This window comes from Bremerella cremea, assembly GCF_003335505.1.
Lineage (GTDB): Bacteria > Planctomycetota > Planctomycetia > Pirellulales > Pirellulaceae > Bremerella > Bremerella cremea_A.
Genome location: NZ_QPEX01000036.1, coordinates 1 through 20,795, shown reverse-complemented (window position 1 = coordinate 20,795; position 20,795 = coordinate 1). Strand labels below are relative to the sequence as shown.

The window sequence follows — 20,795 nt, the reverse complement described above, 5'->3', positions numbered from 1 at the left end:
GGGAAAAGATACGGTGTCAGGGAAAAGATACGGTGTCAGGGAAAAGATACGGTGTCAGGGAAAAGATACGGTGTCAGGGAAAAGATACGGTGTCAGGACTCTTTACTGGTTTATCGGCTTACCTTCTTCGGTCTGCCGCGTGCCGCCGCATGGTGTGTGTCAGGGTAACCCATCGCAGGAAATCACTCATGCCGCCGTCGGACGGAGCAGCAAGTGCCAATGATTGGGCATCAACTGATACGCTAAAATGTGGCACGGGTACCGCAACAGCCCTTCGGCCAAAAACCGTTCAAACGCATCGAAATCATCAGGCTCATCGAAGATCGCTTCCCGAGCGTTGACCCGATTCAAAGCATGATAATACCGCCTGCTTCGTCTGCTCGCTTTGGTCTACCAATTCGAATAAGATATCATGAGTCGAGCGAAGAATAAAAGAGTCCTGACACCGTGTCTTTCCCTGACACCGTGTCTTTCCCCTGGCGATCAAAGTTGGCCGCAGCATCACAAGTGAAGATACGATCGACACGCTGGCCGAGTTGTTCGCGATGTACGGCGTGCCGAAGCGGCTTCGTTGCGACAACGGCCCCGAGTTTATCTCGACGGCGATCAAGCAATGGCTGCAGCGGATCGGCGTGGAGGCACTTTACATCGAACCAGGTTCGCCGTGGCAAAACGGCTTGTGCGAAAGTTTCAACAGCCGCTTGCGTGACGAGTACCTGCACCAGACCGACCTGCTGAACGAGCAAGATGCCCGGATCAAAGCGAGGGCCTGGCGAGAAGATTTCAACGAGCGACGCCCCCACAGCAGCCTGGGCTACCAGACGCCGCTGGAGTTCGCGCGTCGCTGTGCCGCTTCCACTCCAGTCGCCGCGCTCCCTCCGTTCCAGCAGCACAGCGACCCTCCTGAATCGTTACCTGTTTCCCAGTCCGATCTTTCATAACGCCTGGTACAGAAAATTGGGGCAGGCCAGCGGAAAAGGTCGTGCGATCGACAACGTGATGATCGACCTTTGTGGCGAACGGTGAAATACGAGGAAGTCTACCTCAAGGAATATGCGAGCGGAGCCGATTGCTATCAAAGCCTGGGGGAGTACCTGGACTACTACGACCACCGTCGGCGACACCAGCCGCTAGGGCAAAAAAACTGGCAAGTCTACCGGCCTGACCAGTTGAAATGAGCGGGAAGCTTTATCTAAGAAACGTGGCCCCGTGGTCCGAATAATGGGGTCCACTTCAGTTGATCACTCGCGCGAGAATGGTAGTGTCCGTCAAGTTGCGCTCTTTTGATTTTTACGTTAAAGCTTCTACTGCCTCCCTCGGTTCAGCCAGCCGGTCCATGTCCAGGTAACGGCGGTTTTTTCGTTGGATTTCGCTGGCGATTACCCGGCCTGTTGCACTGTCAACATCGCGAACACCAGTACTTCACTCAAAGCGGGAGCCCTGACATCTCCCCTAGTTTGTCGCGTTGCTCAGGCGTGCAGCTTCCGAGGTACGTGGGATAATTCAGCGCAACGCATGGCCCTATACTTTCCTGTTGAAAGAGCTTGAGGGTGCGCCTTGAAATAATTCCTTCATCAAGAAAGTCACTTCCGTCCCAGCGAGAGCCGTCTAACACTGAGATTTCATCAAGTTGGTAGCTCACCAACGGGCTGTCCGCGGGCGGATTGTTCTCTATCGTAACAATCTGTTTGTTGCACCTCGGACATGAACGTTTAATGTGTCCGCAGGTCTGGCAAACAATCGGAACTCGACCACAAAACGGGCAATTGTCTGCCCCTGCCGGAGTGATGCGGAAGGGCCGCATAATTGGCCTGCCTGGGAAAGTCATGACACGGAGGTCGTCCCGCATTTCCTGGTCGGTGTATTCCATCGATTCAAATTTGGGTCGGATGCAATCGGTTCCACGCAGTCCTGCTTTCTTCATCGTTTCGACGGCATCGTTCATCACAAAGAAGTTTTCCGTATTCCAAAACACGGGTAACGTTCCGCCAGCCTCGACCACGATCGATATTCCCTGTAAAAGCTGTCGTGTCCTGTGTGTCTTATCAGCCGGGCAACCGAATATATCTTTCCGGACGCGTTTTTGAACGATTGGCCTGGCAGGATACCAACCCTCGGGATTACTCGGTAGAAATAAATCCTTATCTTCAAAGTCATCAAACGTTTCGTCGGGATGACCCAAGACATGGTAAAACAGCCCATCGACAATCTCACCGCTGGTGTCTGTGCTGCAAACGTGCATGACTGAATCCTTCTTTCGGCAGGGAAGGTTTAGGTATGCGTAGGCCAGCCGACGACCGACACGAGGCCTACGTCTACCATATAGTCGGCTGGATTAAAATCGACCGCCGGTGGTCTTGGCAACGGCGGTTTTTTCGTTGGATTTCGCTGGCGGTTACCCGGCCTGTTGCACTGTCAACATCGCGAACACCAGTGCTTCACTCAAAGCGGGAGCCCTGACATCTCCCCTAGTTTGTCGCGTTGCTCAGGCGTGCAGCTTCCAAGGTACGTGGCACAATTCAGGGCGGTGCATGGCCCTATATTTTCCTGTTGAAAGAGCTTGAGGGCGCGCCTTGTGATCAATGACGGATTGAGAAAGTCACTTCCATCCCAGCGAGAGCCATCGAGCACGGAATTATCGTCAACACGAATCCTAACCAACGGACTGTCGGTAGGCAGATCTTTTTTGACGGTAATGATTTGCTTGTTGCACTTGGGACATGACCGATTGATGTGTCCACAGGTCTGGCAAACAATCGGGACTCGACCACAAAACGGGCAATTGTCTGCCCCTGGGGGAGTGACGCGATAGGGACGCAAGATGTCACCGCCAGGAAACGTCATCACACGGAGGTCGTCCCGCATTTCCTGGTCGGTGTACACCTCCGTTTCAAATTTGGGTCGGATACAATCGGTTCCCCGCAGTCCTGCTTTCTTCATCGTTTCGATGGCATCGTTCATCACAAAGAAGTTTTCCGTATTCCAAAAGACGGGTAACGTTCCGCCAGCCTCGACCACGATCGATATTCCTTGCAGAAGCTGTCGTGTCCTGTGTGTCTTATCAGCCGGGCAACCGAATATATCTTTCCGGTCGCGTTTTTCAACGATTGGCCTGGCAGGGTAACCGTCAGGATCGCTAGGCACAAAGATAATTTTTTCTCCGTAGTCTTCTTCCTGGTAGTCTTCGAACATGTCGTCGGGATGCCCCAAGACCCAATAAAAGAGCCCATCGACAATCTCACCGCTGGTGTCTGTGCTGCAAACGTGCATGATTGAATCCTTATTAAAACGCACTAGTCATATTTACTGAGAAGCAGCTTCATGACTGTCATGTAATTCACTTCGTCACTTACAACTCCATCAGTACTACCCCAGTGGCTGAACGCAGACGCGATATCGTCTATTTGTACATCCTTAATCCGTCCTGATTTCGCGATTTGTCGAATGCCTTCCCGATATTCTCTGACAAAATCGTTGAAGGTTTGACTCTGTCCAGAGCCCGCTTTCCAAAGCCGCACGGAAAAGATACGGTGTCAGGACTCTTTACTGGTTTATCGGCTTACCTTCTTCGGTCTGTCGCGTGCCGCCGCATGGTGTGTGTCAGGGTAACCCATCGCAGGAAATCACTCATGCCGCCGTCGGACGGAGCACCAAGTGCCAATGATTGGGCATCAACTGATACGCTAAAATGTGGCACGGGTACCGCAACAGCCCTTCGGCCAAAAACCGTTCAAACGCATCGAAATCATCAGGCTCATCGAAGATCGCTTCCCGAGCGTTGACCCGATTCAAAGCATGATAATACCGCCTGCTTCGTCTGCTCGCTTTGGTCTACTCATTTGGGTAGTTTGTCATGATTCGAGCAAAGAGAAAGAATCCTGACACCGTGTCTTTCACAACGTTTTGACGAAGTAGCTGGTAAAGTAATCGAGGTTATCGCCATACGAAATCCACATGGAAAACAATATGTTCTTCCAACTTACGAGGTTTGAACAATTGGGACAACTCACTTATTCGAATTTTGGATTAGAAGTAAAAGGAGCGATGAAATGATTAATTCGCCTGAACTCGAGTACTGGGCATCACTTGGCAACACGGATAAGGTTCGAGAGCTTATTGGGTCCGGGTGTGATGTGAACGAGAGAGGAGATAATGGATATACAGCCCTCCATGCTGCAGTTCTAAATCGTCAAGTCGATGTCGTGAGGCTCTTGCTTGAGCGTGGCGCAGATATTCACGCGAAGCTGGATTCCGGGCAAACACCTGAAGATTTCGCCGTGATCGTTAAGGATCCGCAAATCTTAGTGCTATTACGATCACACTGAACCATAAACGAGGCTTTCCAATGCGGCGGGATACCCTCAACGCTGGTAACGATTCTACAGAAACTCCATAGCTCGGGCGATTTGTTGGGGAGTTGCTTCTTTCACATTGGGTGGACCAGCAGGACAGCACAGGCAAGCCTTCCTCCATGTGTCCTTCTCAACCCCTCTGGCCTATCACAAAGGCCTTGGATCGCCGTTTAGGCAGCTCTTACTGCGACGTTCTCACTGGAGCACCGAGAACCCGACTTGAGCAGCAACTTGCATCGTTCACCAAGCAGTTTGACCAAGGTGATCGCACCATAAAACACGCCTCCAGCAGGTACTTGTCATTCCAGTCAGCTTTTAGCCAGGATGCCGGTCAGGGAGTAAGTGTCGACGGCTCAAGCTTCATCGGGAGCAGAGGTCCCTGGCCTACAGATCTCCAAGATGGGAATTGGTACTCGTATCACGATATCGAATTCCTCAGACGAACTAGGCCCTGAACCAATGGCCCACTCGCCCCGCCGAATTTCGCCGCAGATCGCATCACCTCCTGTGCCTAAATCGTCTTTTCGATTAAGTCCTACGCTATATAACAAATATCCATCGTCTCTTAATTTATAGACAAAGACGTCTTGTGTATAAGGGTCCATCATTCGACGTCCATCCGCTAGGACGCCCAGATCCGCGAGAGTGTTGGGATATCGCCCATGCGTATCTTTGAACAACTCCAACGCAATGCTGACCCTGAGCAATTCCGCTTGCACGTCGCTGCCGTCACACCCAATGGCTAAAATGCAAAGTTGTTTCAATTCAGTCAATGTAACCAGGTTCGCTGCTATGAGACGCTCTCGCTCGGAGGCACTGGCTGAGACCAATTCTCTTTCGCGGGCCCCGCCTTTCAATCGCGCGATCGACTGGGCCAAGGTCATCGCGTGCTGCTCGTCACCAAAATTCGATGGTGCCAACAACGTCAAGGCCTTGTCAAACCAAGCATTCATATTTCGCAGCACCGCGTTCCCATCTAAATCGATTCGAGGTACGCCCTGTTTGCGTAATGATTCATATCGACCGAGATAAACACGGGATTCACCCGAGTAGACCCGGCGAAAAGCATCGATCGCCACGATCCGTTGATAGAGAATGGCATCAGAAAGAAGCATTCGCGAGCTAGGCAACGCCGATAGGTAGTGATCGATCTCGCGTAATAACGACTCCTCACAATTACCTGAGGTGACCAGAGCTAGGGTGCAGTGGTACGCTTGCCGCCTTAAGGCAAGCCGCTCCTGAATATCGTCACTTCGTTGACAGTTTCCAAGATGCGATAGCGCGAAAACGGACTGGATATCTTCCCACGCTCCTTCGAGGTCGGTAGTCCCAATTCGGAACATGGCTCTTATTTCCAGCGCCGCCGCAGCACGCGTGATTTGCTGTGAGCAAAATCGACTGTGGTCTCCTACCCAACTGTTTCCTGCGAGTTGAGCTGGATCGGGACAATAAAAGCCGCCTGGCAAAGTGACCTGATGCAGGAGATCCAATGTCTCGTTATGCCGTTGAACCCAGTCCGTGAGGGGAGGGATTGTTTCCCGCTTCCAAGGAGCTCGACGTGCCTCCAGGATGGTGAGGGATGGTAGGCAATTCGCCCTCGCGTTACCCTGCATTTGCCCCAACCAGGCCTCGACCTCGGCAATGACCTTTTCGTCCAGCAACTCTTCCTTGTTCGCCGGAATGGGAAAGCCCCCAAGGGCCTCGTGGACTTCTGTATAAGTGTCCTCTACTTGATCGCGGGGCCATGTCGCCTTCAATAGCGGTAACGCGTTGTTCGCCTTACCTTTCGTCGTGGCCTCAAGTTGAGCATGCCACAACTGGCAAAAGTTGAGCGTGTCTGCCGCTTGGCCGGGTGGCGCGAAATACGTTGTCTCACGCGATAGAACTATTGGCGGCTTTGCTTGGTTGCCTGAAAAGAAATTTAACCAAACTAACCAAGTAAGAATCAATGCAGCAGAAATGCCAAATAGGTACCTGTAATTCTTGAAACTCACAAAATTTCCCCAGCATTTTGTCGACGAGCATCAACCTGACGCGTAGCCGAACCATTTCATTGTTTTATTAGGGCGTGAAACCTTTGCGGCCATTACCTCTGTTGTTCGCTCCTCAAGCGTCGAGCGCCTCACGACCGAACTGCCATTTGTTTTTGCAGCAGACCTCAATCGCACTCATGAGATTCATCATAACCGAACCAACTCTCTAGGATTCCAGACACCCCCGGAATGGAATACCATTTCGTCGGCGATTTAGCCAGGGTGCCATTCTCACGTCCGCGTGAGCATGCAGTTGGCGGCAACAATGAGTTTCGTAGGGTGCGTCTCGACGCACCAGAATTTGCTGAGCCGTTTTGTCGAAGCCAACCTGACTCGCAGGTATTGGTGCGTCTAGAAGCACCCTGCGAGACTCTCAGGCAGTGGCGGACCATTTTTTGGGTTGCAGGTCAGTTCAGCTAGTCATCCTGTCGCAAGGAATGAAATGCACTCCCTTTAATTTGCGATCCGAGATTTGCCGAAAGAGATCGGACGACACAACAATCGCATTCCAAGCAGATCCGCCACTGCCAAAGTACTCCTTGGTTTTCTGTATTGGACTCGTAGGCGTTACGTCAAATGATGGAAACGGGCCTCGCGTGATTGCCCGATACTTTTTTCGACCACAATGGGTACAAGTGTCGAATGGTTGATCATCAGAAATCTGCAGAGCCGATTCTGTCTTCATGATGTCGAGCTGCACGACGGTTCGCAGGTCCTTGCCTGTCCGATGATCGACAACCGGCAGACAACCAACGCCTATCGGCTCAAACAGGTCCTCCCAAACCTCGGGACGCACAAAGTATTCGTCGAATATCCAGTTCAGTTGCAGAAAGTGCCTTCGTCCCCATTTCGGTTCACCCTTCAGGCGAATCGGCGACGTTTGACGTTTTCCGATTCCGCACGTTGAACAGAAATTTGCGAGGTTATAGCTGACCGTGCGATACCCGAAGTCACCGTCAGGCTGTGGGTATCCGTGGTGCCAACGTGGCGCCATCCGCAAATAGGTGGCATTCTTAAGCTCATTTGCCGTAAATTTTGTGGTGACAATATCGACAGATCGCCAAGCTGAAATCATCGGCTCAAGCTTCTTCCACGACGGATGGGATTCGTCGATTTCGAAGGTCACTAATCCTCGCTCGACCTCAATACCAATCTCACTAAGTTGGTTCTGAATCTGACCGTCAACCCTCTCCGAAATTCGGTGAATGATCTGCATGATGTCTGATGTCCGTCTGACAATCCAAGTGCGTTCAAGTAAGGCTTGTTAGGAATTTATCGCCATTGCTGCCCCACCCAGATATTGTGCTCGTGCAAGATGAAGGTCACAAATAGATATATTATTTTCTGCTCAAAGCAGAGAGAGTGAGATGAGTTCATCATCTGTCAGGGGGAATACTGGAACGTCGCGAACGAATCCTACGAGTCTCGCTGAATCCGAACGCAGCGTTTCTCGAAGGTCATACTTGATTGGAAACACGTCCTTCACAGGCTTGCCCATGAACTTTGCCAGATGTATTGGTCCGAAACTCTCGATCGAGACATCGTGGTATCTGGCCAAGGAAAACCAATTGCCCGCCCGCTCGAGCGTCAACGACAAGAAATGGTCGTTAACCTTCTGCCCGGCGCGGCTGACATTTTGGTGTAAAGCTAGATGACTCGTTAAATCTGCCAACTCTACCTGCGCTGCAATGATCAGTCCCGATAGATTTGAAAATGTTTGCTCGATGACCGGCTCTATTTCAAGATCGTCATTTGAATTCTCGTTTGTAAATCTCCAAATCGGGCAATCGGAGATGTCAGAAACAGTCAGGTCGTGAAAACACTTTTTCATCGAATCAACCTCCAGAGAAAACCATTTCGAAACATCTCTTCCCTTAAGTTTATTCCTTAGAGAGCGTCAAACTGTTTGTTCGACGATGCAAGTCGCTGCTCAAGTCGGGTTCTCGCTGCTCCAGTGAAACCGTCGTAGTAAAACCTGCCTAAACGGTGATCCAAAATTTTGTCCAAGCCAATGTGATAGGCATCATGGATGTACTTCGGCAGCCGCACGAGTTCTTGCTTGGATGGCCCGCCAAGATATTTCGGTCATGCGTGGTGACGATGGAATGTCGTGCTGTTCTCGGCAATATTTGCAAGGACATCATCGGCATTATCGAATCCACGTATTAGACGAGCCATGTCATCATCTCAGGCACCCAGGCTCTATCTTTCCCCACAGGCTACTGCTCGGATACCGCCTTTTTCGCCTTCCATTCCTTTAACCACATTTCCTCACCGATAGCATTTGCAAAATTCCCATTCTTCTTCGCTTCCATCTTCGCCTGCTCAACCCGCGAGAAGCATCGTGATAGCGTCTCAGAATCTAGTTCAGCGAATTCAATAAGGTGGTGTGCGGCCCAAAGAGCAGCAGGTTCCCTGTCTAAGAGCAACGTAAACGCCATGATCGCAGCATGCCCTAAACTTGCAACTTCACCAACAATTACGCGCATTCGATCAGTAGATTTGTTGAGCTCTCTTATAGAATTCTTGTCCGTGAAATCAACGGTTGCTGCTCTCTCTGCGCTCAACAAGTACTCGTCTATCAGGTCTTGAATCATGGCTTCGATCTTCTATTGCAAATGAGTCGGAAAAAATCGAGTTCCACCAAACTGTTTGATTACGTGTGAACCGTCCCTCTTCCATGTGGTAGTTTGAGCAAGTTTGCCGGATTATGCAAAAGTTCCGGAGCGAACTTCCCTGAGTTGATCGTTTGTTCTACTATGTGGTTCCAAGCTTCTCCAGTTCCTGCTGCTCCGAACACAGCCTTGAAATCTTTGAAAGATGCAAAGCGTTTTCAGGGTAGATTTCTCTTATCAACAGGCTGCTAAGCCTGCGAGCACTTCGTCGGCATTGTCATAGCCTTTGACAAGTTGAGCAATTTCATCAGAGGTTGCTTCGGCGGGCGGCACTGGCGAATGAAACTTCTCCGTATGCCACGGTGCCTCTGGCCCGTGTCTGGGAAGCAGGGACATGCCCAACCAGCAATCAAGCAGCCAGAGCCAGACTGGGGGCTACTGCTCTGGAATCAGAGCCCAAGTATCTTGTGGGCTTCAGGGAATCGAAGCCGTAGCCAGGCCCGGGCAAGATGCCCGGGGCACCCGGCGTGATACCTCCAGAAGAAATTAAACAATTTCTATCAATCGACGCCGTTCTCGGTGTCAAGTTGGCCTGCTAGGAAAACCTTATGACAACACTCAAATCGCTATACGACGCAATCTGCAAAACTCTTGAAGAACTGAAAAGAAACGGTGTCAGGACTCTTTATATCTTGTCGGCTTGCCTTCTTAGGTCTACCGCGTGGCAGGAGGATGGTGTACTTCAGGGTAACCCACCGCAGGAAATCGCTCATGCCCCAATCCGCCGTCGGGCGGAGCACCAGATGCCAGTGATTGGGCATCAATTGATAAGCCAAAATTTGGCACGAGTACCGCAAAAGCCCATCGAGCGTTACCCCGATTCAAAACATGGTAAATGCCGCCCGCCTCGTCTGCTCGCTTTGGTCTACCCATTTGGGTAGGATATCATGAGTTGAGCGAAGAATAAAATAGTCCTGACACTGTTTCGTTCTTCACACCGAGAGGTTTCCTTGGCAGCCAGTGCCAGCTGCCGGTTGTGTGGCACTTTAGCCGAGCGTTATCGAGGCAGGCAACTACCGGTGGGGTTACCTGCTCGAAACGTGGTCGTTGAATCCGTTTACTTGCGCGGTGCCAAGATATCGCTTAGGTAATCAGGCGAGCCGTCGGTGGCGCGGGTTAGGGTTGGGTATTTGTTGCCGCCGCGATAGGTCACGTTGAAACCGCTCAGGCGGTCGTTTCGCTCGAACAACAGTTCCACCTCGCCATCTTGGCCTGGGTCGGCGATGGCGGCTCGGATGAGTTCCGGTGTCCAGCGGTCTCCGTCGACAGCAATCAGCTTCATCCGGGCGATAACGCCCGCTTGATCGGCAGGCGAGCCGGGCACGATATCTTCCACGGTTCCGTTCCCTTGCAAAACGATCCCCAGCGTATGCGACAGGTCGACGTCGTGACTTTGCTTTTCCGCGTTGGCAAAGTACTCGGTCGGTTCCGTTTGTACGGTCAACTGCCAGCCACCACGCGTGATTCCACCGGTCGGCGGCTGAGCACCTGGCTGACGAACGCGTTCGTTAAAGAAGGTATCCCAATCGTAAGGCGCAACTTCATTCAAGCAGGCAACCATTTGCTGGTAAGTGAACGGATCGACGCGCGGTGTTTCTTGGCCATTCGCGTAAAATGCCAGACAGAAATCATCAAGCGACTTCTTCCCGTGCGTCTGCTGCCGAATGAGCGTGTCGGCTTCTAGCCAAACCATGGCCGCTTCGTCGTAGAAGTCGGTCCCTCGGCGACGATACCAACCATCGGGGCGGGCAGCGCGGTATTGGTAATGCGCGGCAATCGCGGTGTCTTCCAGCGAACGCCACTCGCGCCCCGATTCAATTTCGGCACGGGCAGCAATCCGGGCGAAGTTGTCGCGAGCGGTCTGCGGATCCCAAAAGCCAGATCGCACTGCCAGCACGAAGCCGTAGTAATGCGTTAAACCTTCATAAACCCACAGCATGTCGGTCTTGAGAGGTGCGTGATGATCGGGCGGCGACATTCCAATCGGACGACGATACTTACCGTTCCAAGCATGCACGAACTCGTGACACAACAGCCACCCGTGCCGTGTCTTGCGGTACAACGGATCGGTCACCATACCCAGCGGCCCGCGATTGTCGCTCGACTCGTGATGCTCCATCCCGTAGTACCCGATATGATCGCTGAGCATCAACAAGAATTGGTACGAACGGTAAGGAGGTTCGCCGAAAACCGCTTGCGTTTCGGTAACAACGTTGTCGAGCGTCGATTTCATTTCCGGGGAAATGTCGTAGCCAGCCGGATCGTCAGCGGTAAAAAAGATCGAATGTTGCGGGCCCTCTGCCGGACCGATGGCAATTTCGCGGCAATGCAAACCGCAATGCGTCGGAGAATCGCATAAGGTCTCTACCGAAACGGGGGCGAAGTCCGTTCGCGAACCGTGGGTCTTCGCCACCGGTAGCGCGCCCCCCAACTCCCACTTCTCAGGCAAGGTCAGCGAAGCGCGAATGGTTTGCTGATCGATAGGCTGGGCGGCGTTGTACAGAACAATCTGATACCAATTGATCGCTCCCAGTTTGTCGGTGGTCGACGCGGCCCGCGAGTAGCCGCTGGCCTGCGGCGAGATGATCAACTCGAGTTCCGCCTCCAACTGGCTAACTTCTGCCGGAACTTCCAGATGAAATTGGTAAGCGTCGAAGTCGTCGCGCCGCCAGGCAATTGGCTGGCCATTGGCAGTGAACTTCAAACCCACCAAATCGGCAATATGTCCGTTGGGACCATGCTCGCCTTGAATCCACTTCGGATAAACGAGCGTCAACGGCCCAGGCGATACCGGAAACGTCATCTTTCCATGCAGCAGATTCCGCGAGATTTCGGACGCATCTAAATCGAGCGTCAAAACCTGCTCGGTCTCGTCCCCCCCAGCCAACGCCACCGGCAGCCCGGCCCAAGCCACCGAAAGAACCACAAAACAACGCAGCGGCAACATCATGCAAGACCAGTTCATCAATTCACTTCTCGGTAGAATAGCAACGAAACAAAAAGCCGAGGACGTGCATGAGGCGGGGGAATTGTCCAAGGAAGCCGGGCCGAACCTAGCTGGGGGCTAGATCTAGTGAGTCTCTATCGTAGGGCGAACCCAACAAGCCAGGCGACCTCATTTTTTGCATTTCAATACACCAAATTTGCGAGTAGAATCGCAGAATTCCCCGGCTCTTGCGGTGCATAAAAAGATAAGCTGGCAACCGTGAAGCCGCGAAAATGAAAGCGTTATTTGTCTGGCAAACGGCGAAAGTGTAGGCCTGTCGGAATATGTTGCGTGACGTTTATCGTGCCAACCGCCCTCTCTTCGAGTTAGCGGAGACACACCCTGCTCGGCAGTTCTTAGAAGCATTCATGAAGTGCCGAGAACAATGCGTAGGACGTGAGTTGCCTCCGCCACTTGGGGACGGAATCGACCAGCACTGGTGGTCTCATCGCGACCTCCGAGGATGGACCTTCTCTGGCTTCGCCTACACATACATTTCATTTACTATCGAACTAGATGGCTGGCTGACCGACGCCCCTGAGAGAACCAAGTCCGAGCAAGGAACGTTCGCCCGCATAAAGGAAATGGAGCAACTCCTGGACGAATGCCATGCAGCAGCCACCACGAGTGGCAATCAAGCAGTGCTGCAAATGATAGAACAAGTCACCGAAATGCTCGCTCTCTGGAAACAATGCATCGAACTGCGCTGCCCGACCGCTTGACTCCTATGTTGGTGTGCCTCGGCGCACCAGAGTGTGTTATAATATAACCTTTTACCGATGCTAACCGCATGCCAACACAGCACACCACTTGGTGCTTTGCCAGGCGGTTGATCGTTAGACAGACTATCTGGGCTTGGGGCGTCAAGACGCACTCCACGAGACTATTGCCTGTCAGTCGCAAAAGCACTCTGCCAATTAGTCTTCTTTTTCAGGCATAGGATCAGGCGACACGAGCCCATGAAGATCCTTTTCTATGCGTTGGCTAACAGCACTGTTGTCTTGGAAGAATGCGGATGAATCTAGGGATCTAAGTGCTTTCTCAATATCTGACCTGTTTAAGACGGACTTATTGCTCAGTTCGTCCATCATCTTTCCAAAAGCGCCCCAGGCAACACGAGAATTAGGGTCTCGGACCAATTGCTTGACTGCAAAATGAAGCCAATCACGCTGGATCTGCTCGAGACTATCAGGCACAGCAAGGCGTGTCATTTCATGACGCAATGCGAAAAAGAACGTACTCCGGTGCAACTGCCGTTCGGAATAGACGACCTCTGGGTCATTAAGAGTGTGCGCCCGGGTGACTTGGTCAAGATAGCCAGTAAATAGCTCGACCGCCTTCGCTTTCCCCTGAGAGGAAACGAGAATATTCCAATACCCTGCTAGGTGATTTGCGGGGACAAATAGGTCAAAAGAGTCATCATCGAGTTGATTTAAGTAGTAAGTGTAGAGTGTCCCATAGTGCTGAACGCTCTTTTCGATATCTCCCTGGTCTTTTCGACACATGGCGAGGAAGAAATGCAGGGAATTAACGGGACTGTCCTTACCCAACTCTTCTCTCCCCACCGCGAGGGCATCTTCCGCTTCATCGACACGTTTTAAATTTAGTAACGAACGGATAAGGCAGGGATAAACAGATTCATCTCGCGGCGACCTGTCGAATGCTGCTTGTGCGTAGCGAAGCGCACCTTCCCACTGGTGAAGGTATTCATGGCTTGTCGAAATCGCCACTAAGTCGACAATCGATAAATCGGTTAACGGTGTCGACTTTTGCGAATCGATCAAGAGTTGGAGTTGTTTATCCCGAATCTGCTTTAGTTGTTTAACCTTCTGGAGGGGCAACTTCCTTCTTGCAGCTTGCGATAAAGCCTCTTCGTATCCATTGATAAGCACTTCGAATCGCTGATGGGGAGGCATCTTCTCAAGGGCTTCCGCAGTTTTATCCGCGTAACAGCAAGGCGAGAAGAAACCTACAAGCAGGAAAACAGATAGGCTGAAATATTTCATAGACCACTTCCGCAGAGTTGCACCATATACATGCGCAAGCACAAAGAGGACTCCACGACATCAGTCGCTAGAATGACATCGCGGAGTCTTAAGGCAACGGCCGTTCTAAGGACTAAGGAATTTCATGAATCGAGTACCAAGAGGTGATGCTAAGGCTGGATTCCTGAGAGCCAGCCTTCGATGAAGTCCCTTCAGCGTGGTATATCTTGGCACCAAGATACTGCGAAGAATTAATGGCCGCAGATCTCGAACAAACATACAGATCATTTATGCTCTTCCCAGGAACATAAGTGGAAGTATATACATACGGTCCCGTTCTGTTTTCCAGGGTGACATTGACATAGTATCCGCTCGATCCATCGTACTGATAAAACACTGAACTGCCAGAAATATTTGCAAAGAGGTGACCAGGATCAAAATTCCCATCCCCTGAATTTGAGTAAGCAACAAGGAAATGCATGTTTCCCCGAAGTTCACCAGTAGTGATTGCAGGCAAGCTGGGATTAGCGACAACCTTAAAAGCTGCGTAGGACTGGGAGGTAAATCCGTAATACGCATAGCCATATTTGTCATCAACGTAATACTCGCCAGTTCCAGAAGCTTCGAGCTGAGGAACGAAATCTGGCGTTCCGAATGCGCAAAGATTGTCCGTAGTTGCAAAAGCCTCAGCATAAACTAACGCACCGATGGAGGCATCGGTTTCTGCAAGTGCAATGTAGTCGTCTTTATCTACAACAGTCGGCGGACTATCTATAGTTGTAGTAGGGTTGCTGTAGGAGGCATAGGTGTGAGCAATGACCATATTGTCATCGCCTGACCTCACCTGACGTTCACTGGGTAAGACAGCGGGATCTTGTGCCAAAAGTGGTGTTGTCAGAATTGCAATCACTGATGCAATTGTTAAACACGCAATTGTAGTGGGGCTACGCACGGCAATTTCTCCTTGCATGGGGGATGTGCGGCGTGATTAGTGATGCTCAGGCCGTGCGTACAATATATGGATCAAATGAGTAACGGAAAAGAAAAAAAATAAGCTTTTGCATGTATTGTGAATCCATGGTGATGCGTGTGATTGCAATTACGGATTGAGATAGCAGCTTCAGCACAACCTCAGGTGCCAGGTCTCTCGCCTGTATCAGCGGAAGTGGACAAAAAGCAAGACGAACTTTGTCGAAGCGACGCCCGATTATTTCAGTCTGCGTTTGGCGTTGATTCCGTCTCGAACGGCGTATCTCGGCACACCAGAGTGTGTTATAACCTTTTACTGAAGCCAACCTGCTTGGCAGGGCTTGGGGCGGCGAGACGCACCCTGCGGGTTCGGCGTAGACCTCGAAAGGTTGTAACTGAGTAACAATGCACAATGTAAATATGTTTATCCCATTAGCCATCGGCCCCCTGGAAAGAGCTGATCGCTTTGAATACGCAATATGCGATTTGCTTGAAGCGGAAGATAGTGGCTATGTTGTAGGCAGCGGAACTTACGGCAGCCGAGAAGGTATTTCCGGTGCCAATATCCAAATTGCGGTTGCTACCCTACCTGTTATGAATCGTATTATCGGGATCTTAAGAAAGGGAGGGGCTCCACCAGAATCGACCATCGAGATCGTCGATGAATCAAAGGTAATTCGTCTCGAAGATTGGGGCGACTTGTAATAAGGAGTCTCGCACGGCGCATTTCGGTGCCCGAGAGTGTGTTATAACCTTTTTTCTGAAGCCAGCCTGCTTGGCATGGCTTGGGGCGGCGAGACGCACCCTGCGAGACTATGCACGAATCCGACGTTTCCGCTGGCTGTACTGTTTGCTCGGCCTCGGGCGTTGCTGTGATTCATCCTCTATTTCACCACATATTTATCCCTTGTTGCCTTTGAACGCTCGAGCCGAAGTTTTACTGGAAGTTTGCATTGCTTCAGTCGAAGACGCAATCGCTGCGTGCCGTGGCGGTGCTGATCGGTTGGAGCTGAATCTGGGGATAGAGCTAGGTGGATTGACGCCGAGCATTGGTCTGTTGGAAGAAGTCAAGCGTGCGGTGGACTTGCCGGTTGTGGCCATGGTGCGGCCCAAACCTGGCGGGTTTGTCTACTCACCGGCTGAACTGCGCTTGATGATGAGAGATGCCGAGATGCTATTAGCTGCCGGAGCAGATGGGATTGTCTCAGGTGCGCTGCAGGAAGACGGGACGCTCGATCGTGAATTCTGGCTTTCCCTGAGGCAGCTATCCATAGGGCGACCGCTTGTTTTCCATCGAGCTTTGGATACCGTGACCGATCCGAAATCCCTTCTGCAACCACTGATCGATTTGGGGACAACACGCGTGCTCACATCCGGCGGTTGTGATACCGTGTGGGAAGGACGCGATCAGATTGCGCTGTGGCAACAGCTTTTCGGCAACCAACTGGAAATCTTACCCGGTGCAGGCGTTACGCCAGACAATGCGGTACCCCTAATTCGTGCCATCGGCTGCAATCAGTTACATGGTTCCTTCAGCCGTTTGCAACGCAGTAATTCTTCCGGTTGGCTACGCGAGCAAAGCTTTCGCCAGACTTGCCCGCAACTTGTCTCCGCCGCCAGAGCAGCTCTTAATTCATAAGAGTGGTTCTAGCAGTTGGCCGCTTTTCAAGCGGAGCCTGGCTTAGGTACCGCCGTCACTTTCTTCAGCCGCGTAGGCTGGGTTAGCGTAAGCGTAACCCAGCGATTTCAGCCTGCATGGCTGCCCCGTTACGTGGCAGGACTCGTTTGTGCAAGCCGCTCTTTGATTGCCGCTGCGATTGCACTTGGGGCTACGGTTAGATTCGAGCATTCGTAATAGTATCGTTTTTCTTTTACCTTTCCCCACACGGCGGAGTCACGTTTGGCGGGAGGCATTTGCTCGATATCGAAGATCAAGTACGCCGGAACCGTATCAGGGTACGAACAAACCGACACCCCTTGAATCTGCTTGAGATCAATCTCCAGGCATTTAGCCGGAACAACCGTCGTTTGGTACGAGGTGAGCGACTGCTGGCCAATCATGATGACTGGTTTCCTTAGCGATACAATTAACGACAGAGCCCACAAACACCCAATCCCTAAAAACAATAGAAAGACATCACCTAGCAGCCTGTTGAATTTCTCAGATCGGCTACGTTATTGAGATTGAGCCGATTGCTGCGTTGTGAATTCCTCAATATATCTAATGGATATGCCTGCGGATTCACGCCTTGCACTCGACTCAATCTCAATAACTCGCTCACGAAGCAGTAATTCAACAGGCTGCTAGAAGGGGCGCGTGAAGGAACCAGCCAATTTCAAGAACCGCAAACCTATCCAAGACCAGCACAACCAAGAAACTAAGAAAACCGATGAACAACCCTAGAAAGGTGCCTGGATGTCGAAAGACTTGCAAATCGCGCTGTAAGGTAGAAGGCATTCGAGATTTCCTTTGTCCTGCAACCGCCCGCAACCGGGTGCCATGCTCACGTCCGCGTGAGCATGTGACATACAATCAGGTTGTTCCTGCTCGCCAGGCGTAAGGCAGTGTCGAAAAAGACGCAGCGTCATTCCACAGCATGCTCAAGAAGACGTGAACATGGCACCCTGGCCAGAAGTGACGTACTTGCTGTGGGACTCCACCTTCACGCTTCTCAAGAAGTTCCGCTCAGACAATCCAACCTTTGCACTCACCAACGCCAATGGATCACAGCTTGTCCGTAGGGAGTTCAGCAAGAAGAAGGATGGCACTGAAAAGGTCGGCTACGTCAACAACATTGCCAAAGCGTATGAACGCACGTGCAAGAAGATCAAGTGGAAACCGGCCAAGTCCCTGATGCTCGTGAGGAAGACGGGTTCCGACACGTTGAAAAGTAATCATCAGTACACCAACTACCGCCAATACTATCTTGGCCAAGCTGGACTCACACTTGCTGATCGAAGGTATACGGCCAGTGGCTATAATGACTTTGATCAGTCTCAATTATGGCTTGGAAATCAATTTGATCAGGCCACGGATCGCAAGTGATTTACACCATGAGTTTGTACTCTTTGCCGTCCTTGACTTTCTCAAGCAAGCTGACTGCCGCATCAGAGTATTTATTATGTGTTGCGGACTTATCACCCCGGCCCGTCTTAACCTTTATATGATATTGGTTGTCACTCTCGGTAATATCAACTCCCTTCTCAGAGCTAATTGTGTCGAGAAGCTTCCTCGCTCCATGCCAACCGGGAAAGCCCAACTGCTCACCAACTTGCGAAATCGTGTAGGGGTAGTAGGCGTTCGTTGTTGATGGATTGTCCAGAGTTGCGATGCCGTACAACTTTGGCAATTCGCCTTTGCCCTCAGTTACACGTTCAAGTTGAGTATAGTCAACTTCTACGATCTTCCTTGGTAAGTCATGGCGAACCATCTCGTAAGTACGTGCAAGAATTGTCCTCAATACCTTGGGGCTTACCTGCTCTAGCTCGCCGTCACTGGCAAAGGCATCAAACACCCACTCGAACGAATTGGCCACGATGTTCTTAATGCGTATTGTCCGGTTTTCTTCAACGTGAATTACCTTCTCTTTTGGGAACGTAGTGCGAGTATCGAATTCTTTGTCCCAACTCAGGAGAAAGATGTTTGAAACTAGCTCGTCTTCCGCTGCAAGGATTTCATCAATGTCAGCAAGAATAGTCTTTATGTTCGGATCTTCCGCAGAATACCCGATAAACAACAGAGGATGTTCAGCAAAGTAGGTAAGAAGTTTGGCCGAGAGATACTTCTTTTTGCGAAGGAATTCGTCGTAGTCTTTCCGTGTGAGCACAATGCTCTGTGGTTCGGAGACGCAACCATGTACCTTGTAGATTTCGCCAACGCTAGAGTAGCTAGTTCTGAGTATTCTTTGCCCGATTACCGGTTCATATTCAGGGAAAATGATCTCAAGTAATGAGTCATAGTTAGTTGTAATGACAGCATGTGGTCGAATTGACTGCAAGAGCCTGATTTCACGCTGAAGTGCTCTATTTCGTATCCCTGTCAGTGCGTCCGGTGTAATTTTCTTGAACAACTCACATACGATATGCTTGACGAATATCTGCTTGTCTGGACTTTCAAATAGCTCTTTAGGGAACTTTCTTTTTCCGGTTCCCCAAGCCCATTCCATGTAGCAGTCAGCAAAAGTCTCACCGATGTCAATTAGGTTGTCGTCGGACTGCTGCCGATAGTAAGCGAGTTCCTTCTTGATTTCGGGACATCCAGACGCAAGTCTTTCAAGTAACTCTACCCAGCTTGGCCCCTTGAACAAACGCTTAGAAAGTCCCGAACCAATGAAGAGAATGGGCTGACACCCTTTGTCAGAAAGGCATTGTTGTACTTCTTCGGTTACCTCTGTGATGTACTCTTCCGGTGTTGTAATCATGGGGATACTCGTAGTGGGAAGGACGTGTTCCAATGTCAGGCAAATTAGTCTACACGATGTCAGCAGCAGCTTCGACTAGCTTTCGGGGAAGAAGTGCCCAAGAAGATCAAGCTTACGCCAGATGTTCTAAGAGCCTTCAAAAATGCCAAGATTGAGGTTTGGCGAGTCAGAACACCTTAGAGAACCTAAGCCCCTCAATTCGTTTGAATCTGAGCGTATTTTCGAGGGTTTACCAATCCGAATTAAGTGCAACTTCTTTTGAGCTTTGCCATTGTCTTGAGTCGCTATTCCAAAGGTGGGCCGTAGGTGAATGATCTTAGCAGCCCGTTGAAAAACCCTCGTCTCCCCGCTATTCTCCAGCAAGATCTTCCCATTGCAAAGGATGGATGATGGCTTTAGGAAAACGAGTCTGTGAAACTCAGGCGGCTTGGGTTGCTTCGACCGATTTGCCGAAGTCGCCGGGGCATGTGTTCTATAAATAGTTGAATCAGGTGTTGGCGGAGGCTCGGTTTGGCGCGCGGCTGGAAGAGCTTTGTCTGCCTTATTACGCCGATAGTCGCGGGCGACCGAGACTGCCGCCGGGGAAGAAAAGGGGGCAGGACTGAATGGCCTGGCCAGGGTGCAAACGGCTGATGCTACTCGCCGAGTTGACGGTCAAGTTCTGCATCGGCTTCTGACAAGATGTTCTCAAGTACGGTCGGGGTGATTTCACATTTATCTACAAACGAGCAAGTTTCCATCGTCTCGCCTTCGGGCAACTCGTAGATCCGACATCCAAGCGAAAGTTCAAGCATGCAAGACATGACAGCACGGAGCATCTTGGCGTGCGAATCGTAATCGCCTTCAAACAACTCGACTTCCACAACAGGAGCGTTATTCATCAATGATGAGCGAATATCACTCAGGCTCTTTTGTGTCGCTTTTTGAAGACGAAGAACGACATCGGCACGATTGGCTTCTTGGTCTAGGAAAATGACGATATTCGACATGGCTTCAACCCTATCATTGGAACTCTTCAAGGAGCAGAGGATTGAGAGGTCATCCAAACGCGTCGTTCTGCCAATTGCCGTCATGCCAACGTTGGAAGTGTTCCGTCCGTGTAGCCGGGTGCCATGCTCTCGTCCGCGTGAGCATGTGACTTACAATTAAGGTTTGTCCTTCTCGCCAGGCGTAAGGCAGACTCGGCATGATCTCACTGCATGCTTTCGAAGACGTAAATATGGCACCCTGGCTTGGGAAGGAAACTATCGTTCTTCAAGCCGCCAGCGGCACAGGGTGCCGTCGAAGCCGCCGGTTAACAAGAAACCGTCGTGTATTAGGAACGCGGCGACTCCTTCTTGTTTCGTATCAAGCGTTGTAAGGACTTCGCTTCGT

At 51.1% G+C, this 20,795-nt stretch carries 21 protein-coding genes and 1 pseudogene; 7 read left to right on the top strand and 15 right to left on the bottom strand.

The features are described 5' to 3' along the window. Positions 1-186: 186 nt before the first annotated feature. Positions 187-351 (bottom strand): transposase, encoded by a 165-nt coding sequence (locus tag DTL42_RS26850; RefSeq protein WP_234824260.1) that lies wholly within the window; start codon positions 349-351, stop codon positions 187-189. 125 nt (positions 352-476) lie between these two features. Between DTL42_RS26850 and DTL42_RS18080 the strand changes: the two are divergent. Beyond that, a pseudogene (locus DTL42_RS18080) lies at positions 477-941 on the top strand (integrase core domain-containing protein); the annotation flags it as partial. 81 nt (positions 942-1,022) lie between these two features. Beyond that, complete coding sequence (locus tag DTL42_RS27185) at positions 1,023-1,178, top strand: hypothetical protein (protein WP_158545446.1); 156 nt, start codon at positions 1,023-1,025, stop codon at positions 1,176-1,178. A 248-nt stretch (positions 1,179-1,426) separates the two neighbouring features. Here DTL42_RS27185 and DTL42_RS18075 read toward each other — a convergent pair whose 3' ends face one another. The 3 genes from DTL42_RS18075 to DTL42_RS26840 form a co-directional block, all read right to left on the bottom strand. Next, the gene (locus tag DTL42_RS18075) at positions 1,427-2,242 is read right to left on the bottom strand and encodes a hypothetical protein (protein WP_114370589.1); all 816 of its coding nucleotides are present in this window, start codon (positions 2,240-2,242) and stop codon (positions 1,427-1,429) included. Between the two features lie 200 nt (positions 2,243-2,442). After that, positions 2,443-3,270: a hypothetical protein gene (locus tag DTL42_RS18070; RefSeq protein WP_114370587.1), complete on the bottom strand. Its 828-nt coding sequence runs from the start codon at positions 3,268-3,270 to the stop codon at positions 2,443-2,445. 357 nt (positions 3,271-3,627) lie between these two features. Beyond that, the gene (locus DTL42_RS26840) at positions 3,628-3,792 is read right to left on the bottom strand and encodes a transposase (protein WP_234824259.1); all 165 of its coding nucleotides are present in this window, start codon (positions 3,790-3,792) and stop codon (positions 3,628-3,630) included. 257 nt (positions 3,793-4,049) lie between these two features. Between DTL42_RS26840 and DTL42_RS18055 the strand changes: the two genes are divergently transcribed. Continuing rightward, positions 4,050-4,325 carry an ankyrin repeat domain-containing protein gene (locus DTL42_RS18055; protein ID WP_114370583.1) on the top strand — a complete coding sequence of 92 codons (276 nt, stop codon included), beginning with the start codon at positions 4,050-4,052 and terminating at the stop codon, positions 4,323-4,325. 380 nt (positions 4,326-4,705) lie between these two features. Here DTL42_RS18055 and DTL42_RS18050 read toward each other — a convergent pair whose 3' ends face one another. From DTL42_RS18050 to DTL42_RS18025, 6 genes are all read right to left on the bottom strand, one after another. Then, positions 4,706-6,346, bottom strand: coding sequence for a hypothetical protein (locus DTL42_RS18050; RefSeq protein ID WP_114370581.1), 1,641 nt, complete (start codon positions 6,344-6,346; stop codon positions 4,706-4,708). 451 nt (positions 6,347-6,797) lie between these two features. Then, the gene (locus DTL42_RS18045) at positions 6,798-7,601 is read right to left on the bottom strand and encodes a hypothetical protein (protein ID WP_114370579.1); all 804 of its coding nucleotides are present in this window, start codon (positions 7,599-7,601) and stop codon (positions 6,798-6,800) included. A 132-nt stretch (positions 7,602-7,733) separates the two neighbouring features. Then, positions 7,734-8,216 carry a hypothetical protein gene (locus tag DTL42_RS18040; RefSeq protein WP_114370576.1) on the bottom strand — a complete coding sequence of 161 codons (483 nt, stop codon included), beginning with the start codon at positions 8,214-8,216 and terminating at the stop codon, positions 7,734-7,736. 388 nt (positions 8,217-8,604) lie between these two features. Then, on the bottom strand, positions 8,605-8,982 hold the full coding sequence (locus tag DTL42_RS18035; protein WP_114370574.1) for a hypothetical protein: 378 nt from the start codon (positions 8,980-8,982) through the stop codon (positions 8,605-8,607). Between the two features lie 644 nt (positions 8,983-9,626). Next, entirely contained in the window at positions 9,627-9,821 is a 195-nt protein-coding gene (locus DTL42_RS27015) for a hypothetical protein (protein ID WP_338065630.1), read from the bottom strand. A 296-nt stretch (positions 9,822-10,117) separates the two neighbouring features. Next, a complete protein-coding gene (locus DTL42_RS18025) occupies positions 10,118-12,025 on the bottom strand; it encodes a M61 family metallopeptidase (RefSeq protein ID WP_114370572.1) in 1,908 nt (635 codons plus the stop codon). Positions 12,026-12,330: 305 nt separating this feature from the next. Here DTL42_RS18025 and DTL42_RS18020 point away from each other — a divergent pair, with 305 nt between their 5' ends. Next, entirely contained in the window at positions 12,331-12,768 is a 438-nt protein-coding gene (locus DTL42_RS18020) for a hypothetical protein (RefSeq protein WP_114370570.1), read from the top strand. Between the two features lie 195 nt (positions 12,769-12,963). Here DTL42_RS18020 and DTL42_RS18015 read toward each other — a convergent pair whose 3' ends face one another. Both DTL42_RS18015 and DTL42_RS26065 read right to left on the bottom strand, forming a co-directional pair. Continuing rightward, complete coding sequence (locus DTL42_RS18015; RefSeq protein ID WP_114370568.1) at positions 12,964-14,052, bottom strand: tetratricopeptide repeat protein; 1,089 nt, start codon at positions 14,050-14,052, stop codon at positions 12,964-12,966. 112 nt (positions 14,053-14,164) lie between these two features. Continuing rightward, positions 14,165-14,983: a hypothetical protein gene (locus DTL42_RS26065; protein WP_147274333.1), complete on the bottom strand. Its 819-nt coding sequence runs from the start codon at positions 14,981-14,983 to the stop codon at positions 14,165-14,167. A 422-nt stretch (positions 14,984-15,405) separates the two neighbouring features. Here DTL42_RS26065 and DTL42_RS18005 point away from each other — a divergent pair, with 422 nt between their 5' ends. Both DTL42_RS18005 and DTL42_RS18000 read left to right on the top strand, forming a co-directional pair. Continuing rightward, the gene (locus tag DTL42_RS18005) at positions 15,406-15,705 is read left to right on the top strand and encodes a hypothetical protein (protein ID WP_147274332.1); all 300 of its coding nucleotides are present in this window, start codon (positions 15,406-15,408) and stop codon (positions 15,703-15,705) included. 205 nt (positions 15,706-15,910) lie between these two features. Beyond that, entirely contained in the window at positions 15,911-16,639 is a 729-nt protein-coding gene (locus tag DTL42_RS18000) for a copper homeostasis protein CutC (RefSeq protein ID WP_158545445.1), read from the top strand. A 128-nt stretch (positions 16,640-16,767) separates the two neighbouring features. On the opposite strand, the gene DTL42_RS17995 is transcribed toward DTL42_RS18000, so the two are convergent. Further along, positions 16,768-17,061 carry a hypothetical protein gene (locus DTL42_RS17995; RefSeq protein ID WP_114370559.1) on the bottom strand — a complete coding sequence of 98 codons (294 nt, stop codon included), beginning with the start codon at positions 17,059-17,061 and terminating at the stop codon, positions 16,768-16,770. 556 nt (positions 17,062-17,617) lie between these two features. On the opposite strand from DTL42_RS17995, the gene DTL42_RS17990 reads away from it, so the two are divergent. Continuing rightward, positions 17,618-18,046 carry a hypothetical protein gene (locus DTL42_RS17990; RefSeq protein WP_114370557.1) on the top strand — a complete coding sequence of 143 codons (429 nt, stop codon included), beginning with the start codon at positions 17,618-17,620 and terminating at the stop codon, positions 18,044-18,046. Between the two features lies 1 nt (position 18,047). Here DTL42_RS17990 and DTL42_RS17985 read toward each other — a convergent pair whose 3' ends face one another. Then, the gene (locus tag DTL42_RS17985) at positions 18,048-19,421 is read right to left on the bottom strand and encodes an SIR2 family protein (protein ID WP_114370555.1); all 1,374 of its coding nucleotides are present in this window, start codon (positions 19,419-19,421) and stop codon (positions 18,048-18,050) included. A 635-nt stretch (positions 19,422-20,056) separates the two neighbouring features. After that, entirely contained in the window at positions 20,057-20,410 is a 354-nt protein-coding gene (locus DTL42_RS17980; RefSeq protein WP_114370553.1) for a hypothetical protein, read from the bottom strand. Between the last annotated feature and the right edge of the window lie 385 nt (positions 20,411-20,795).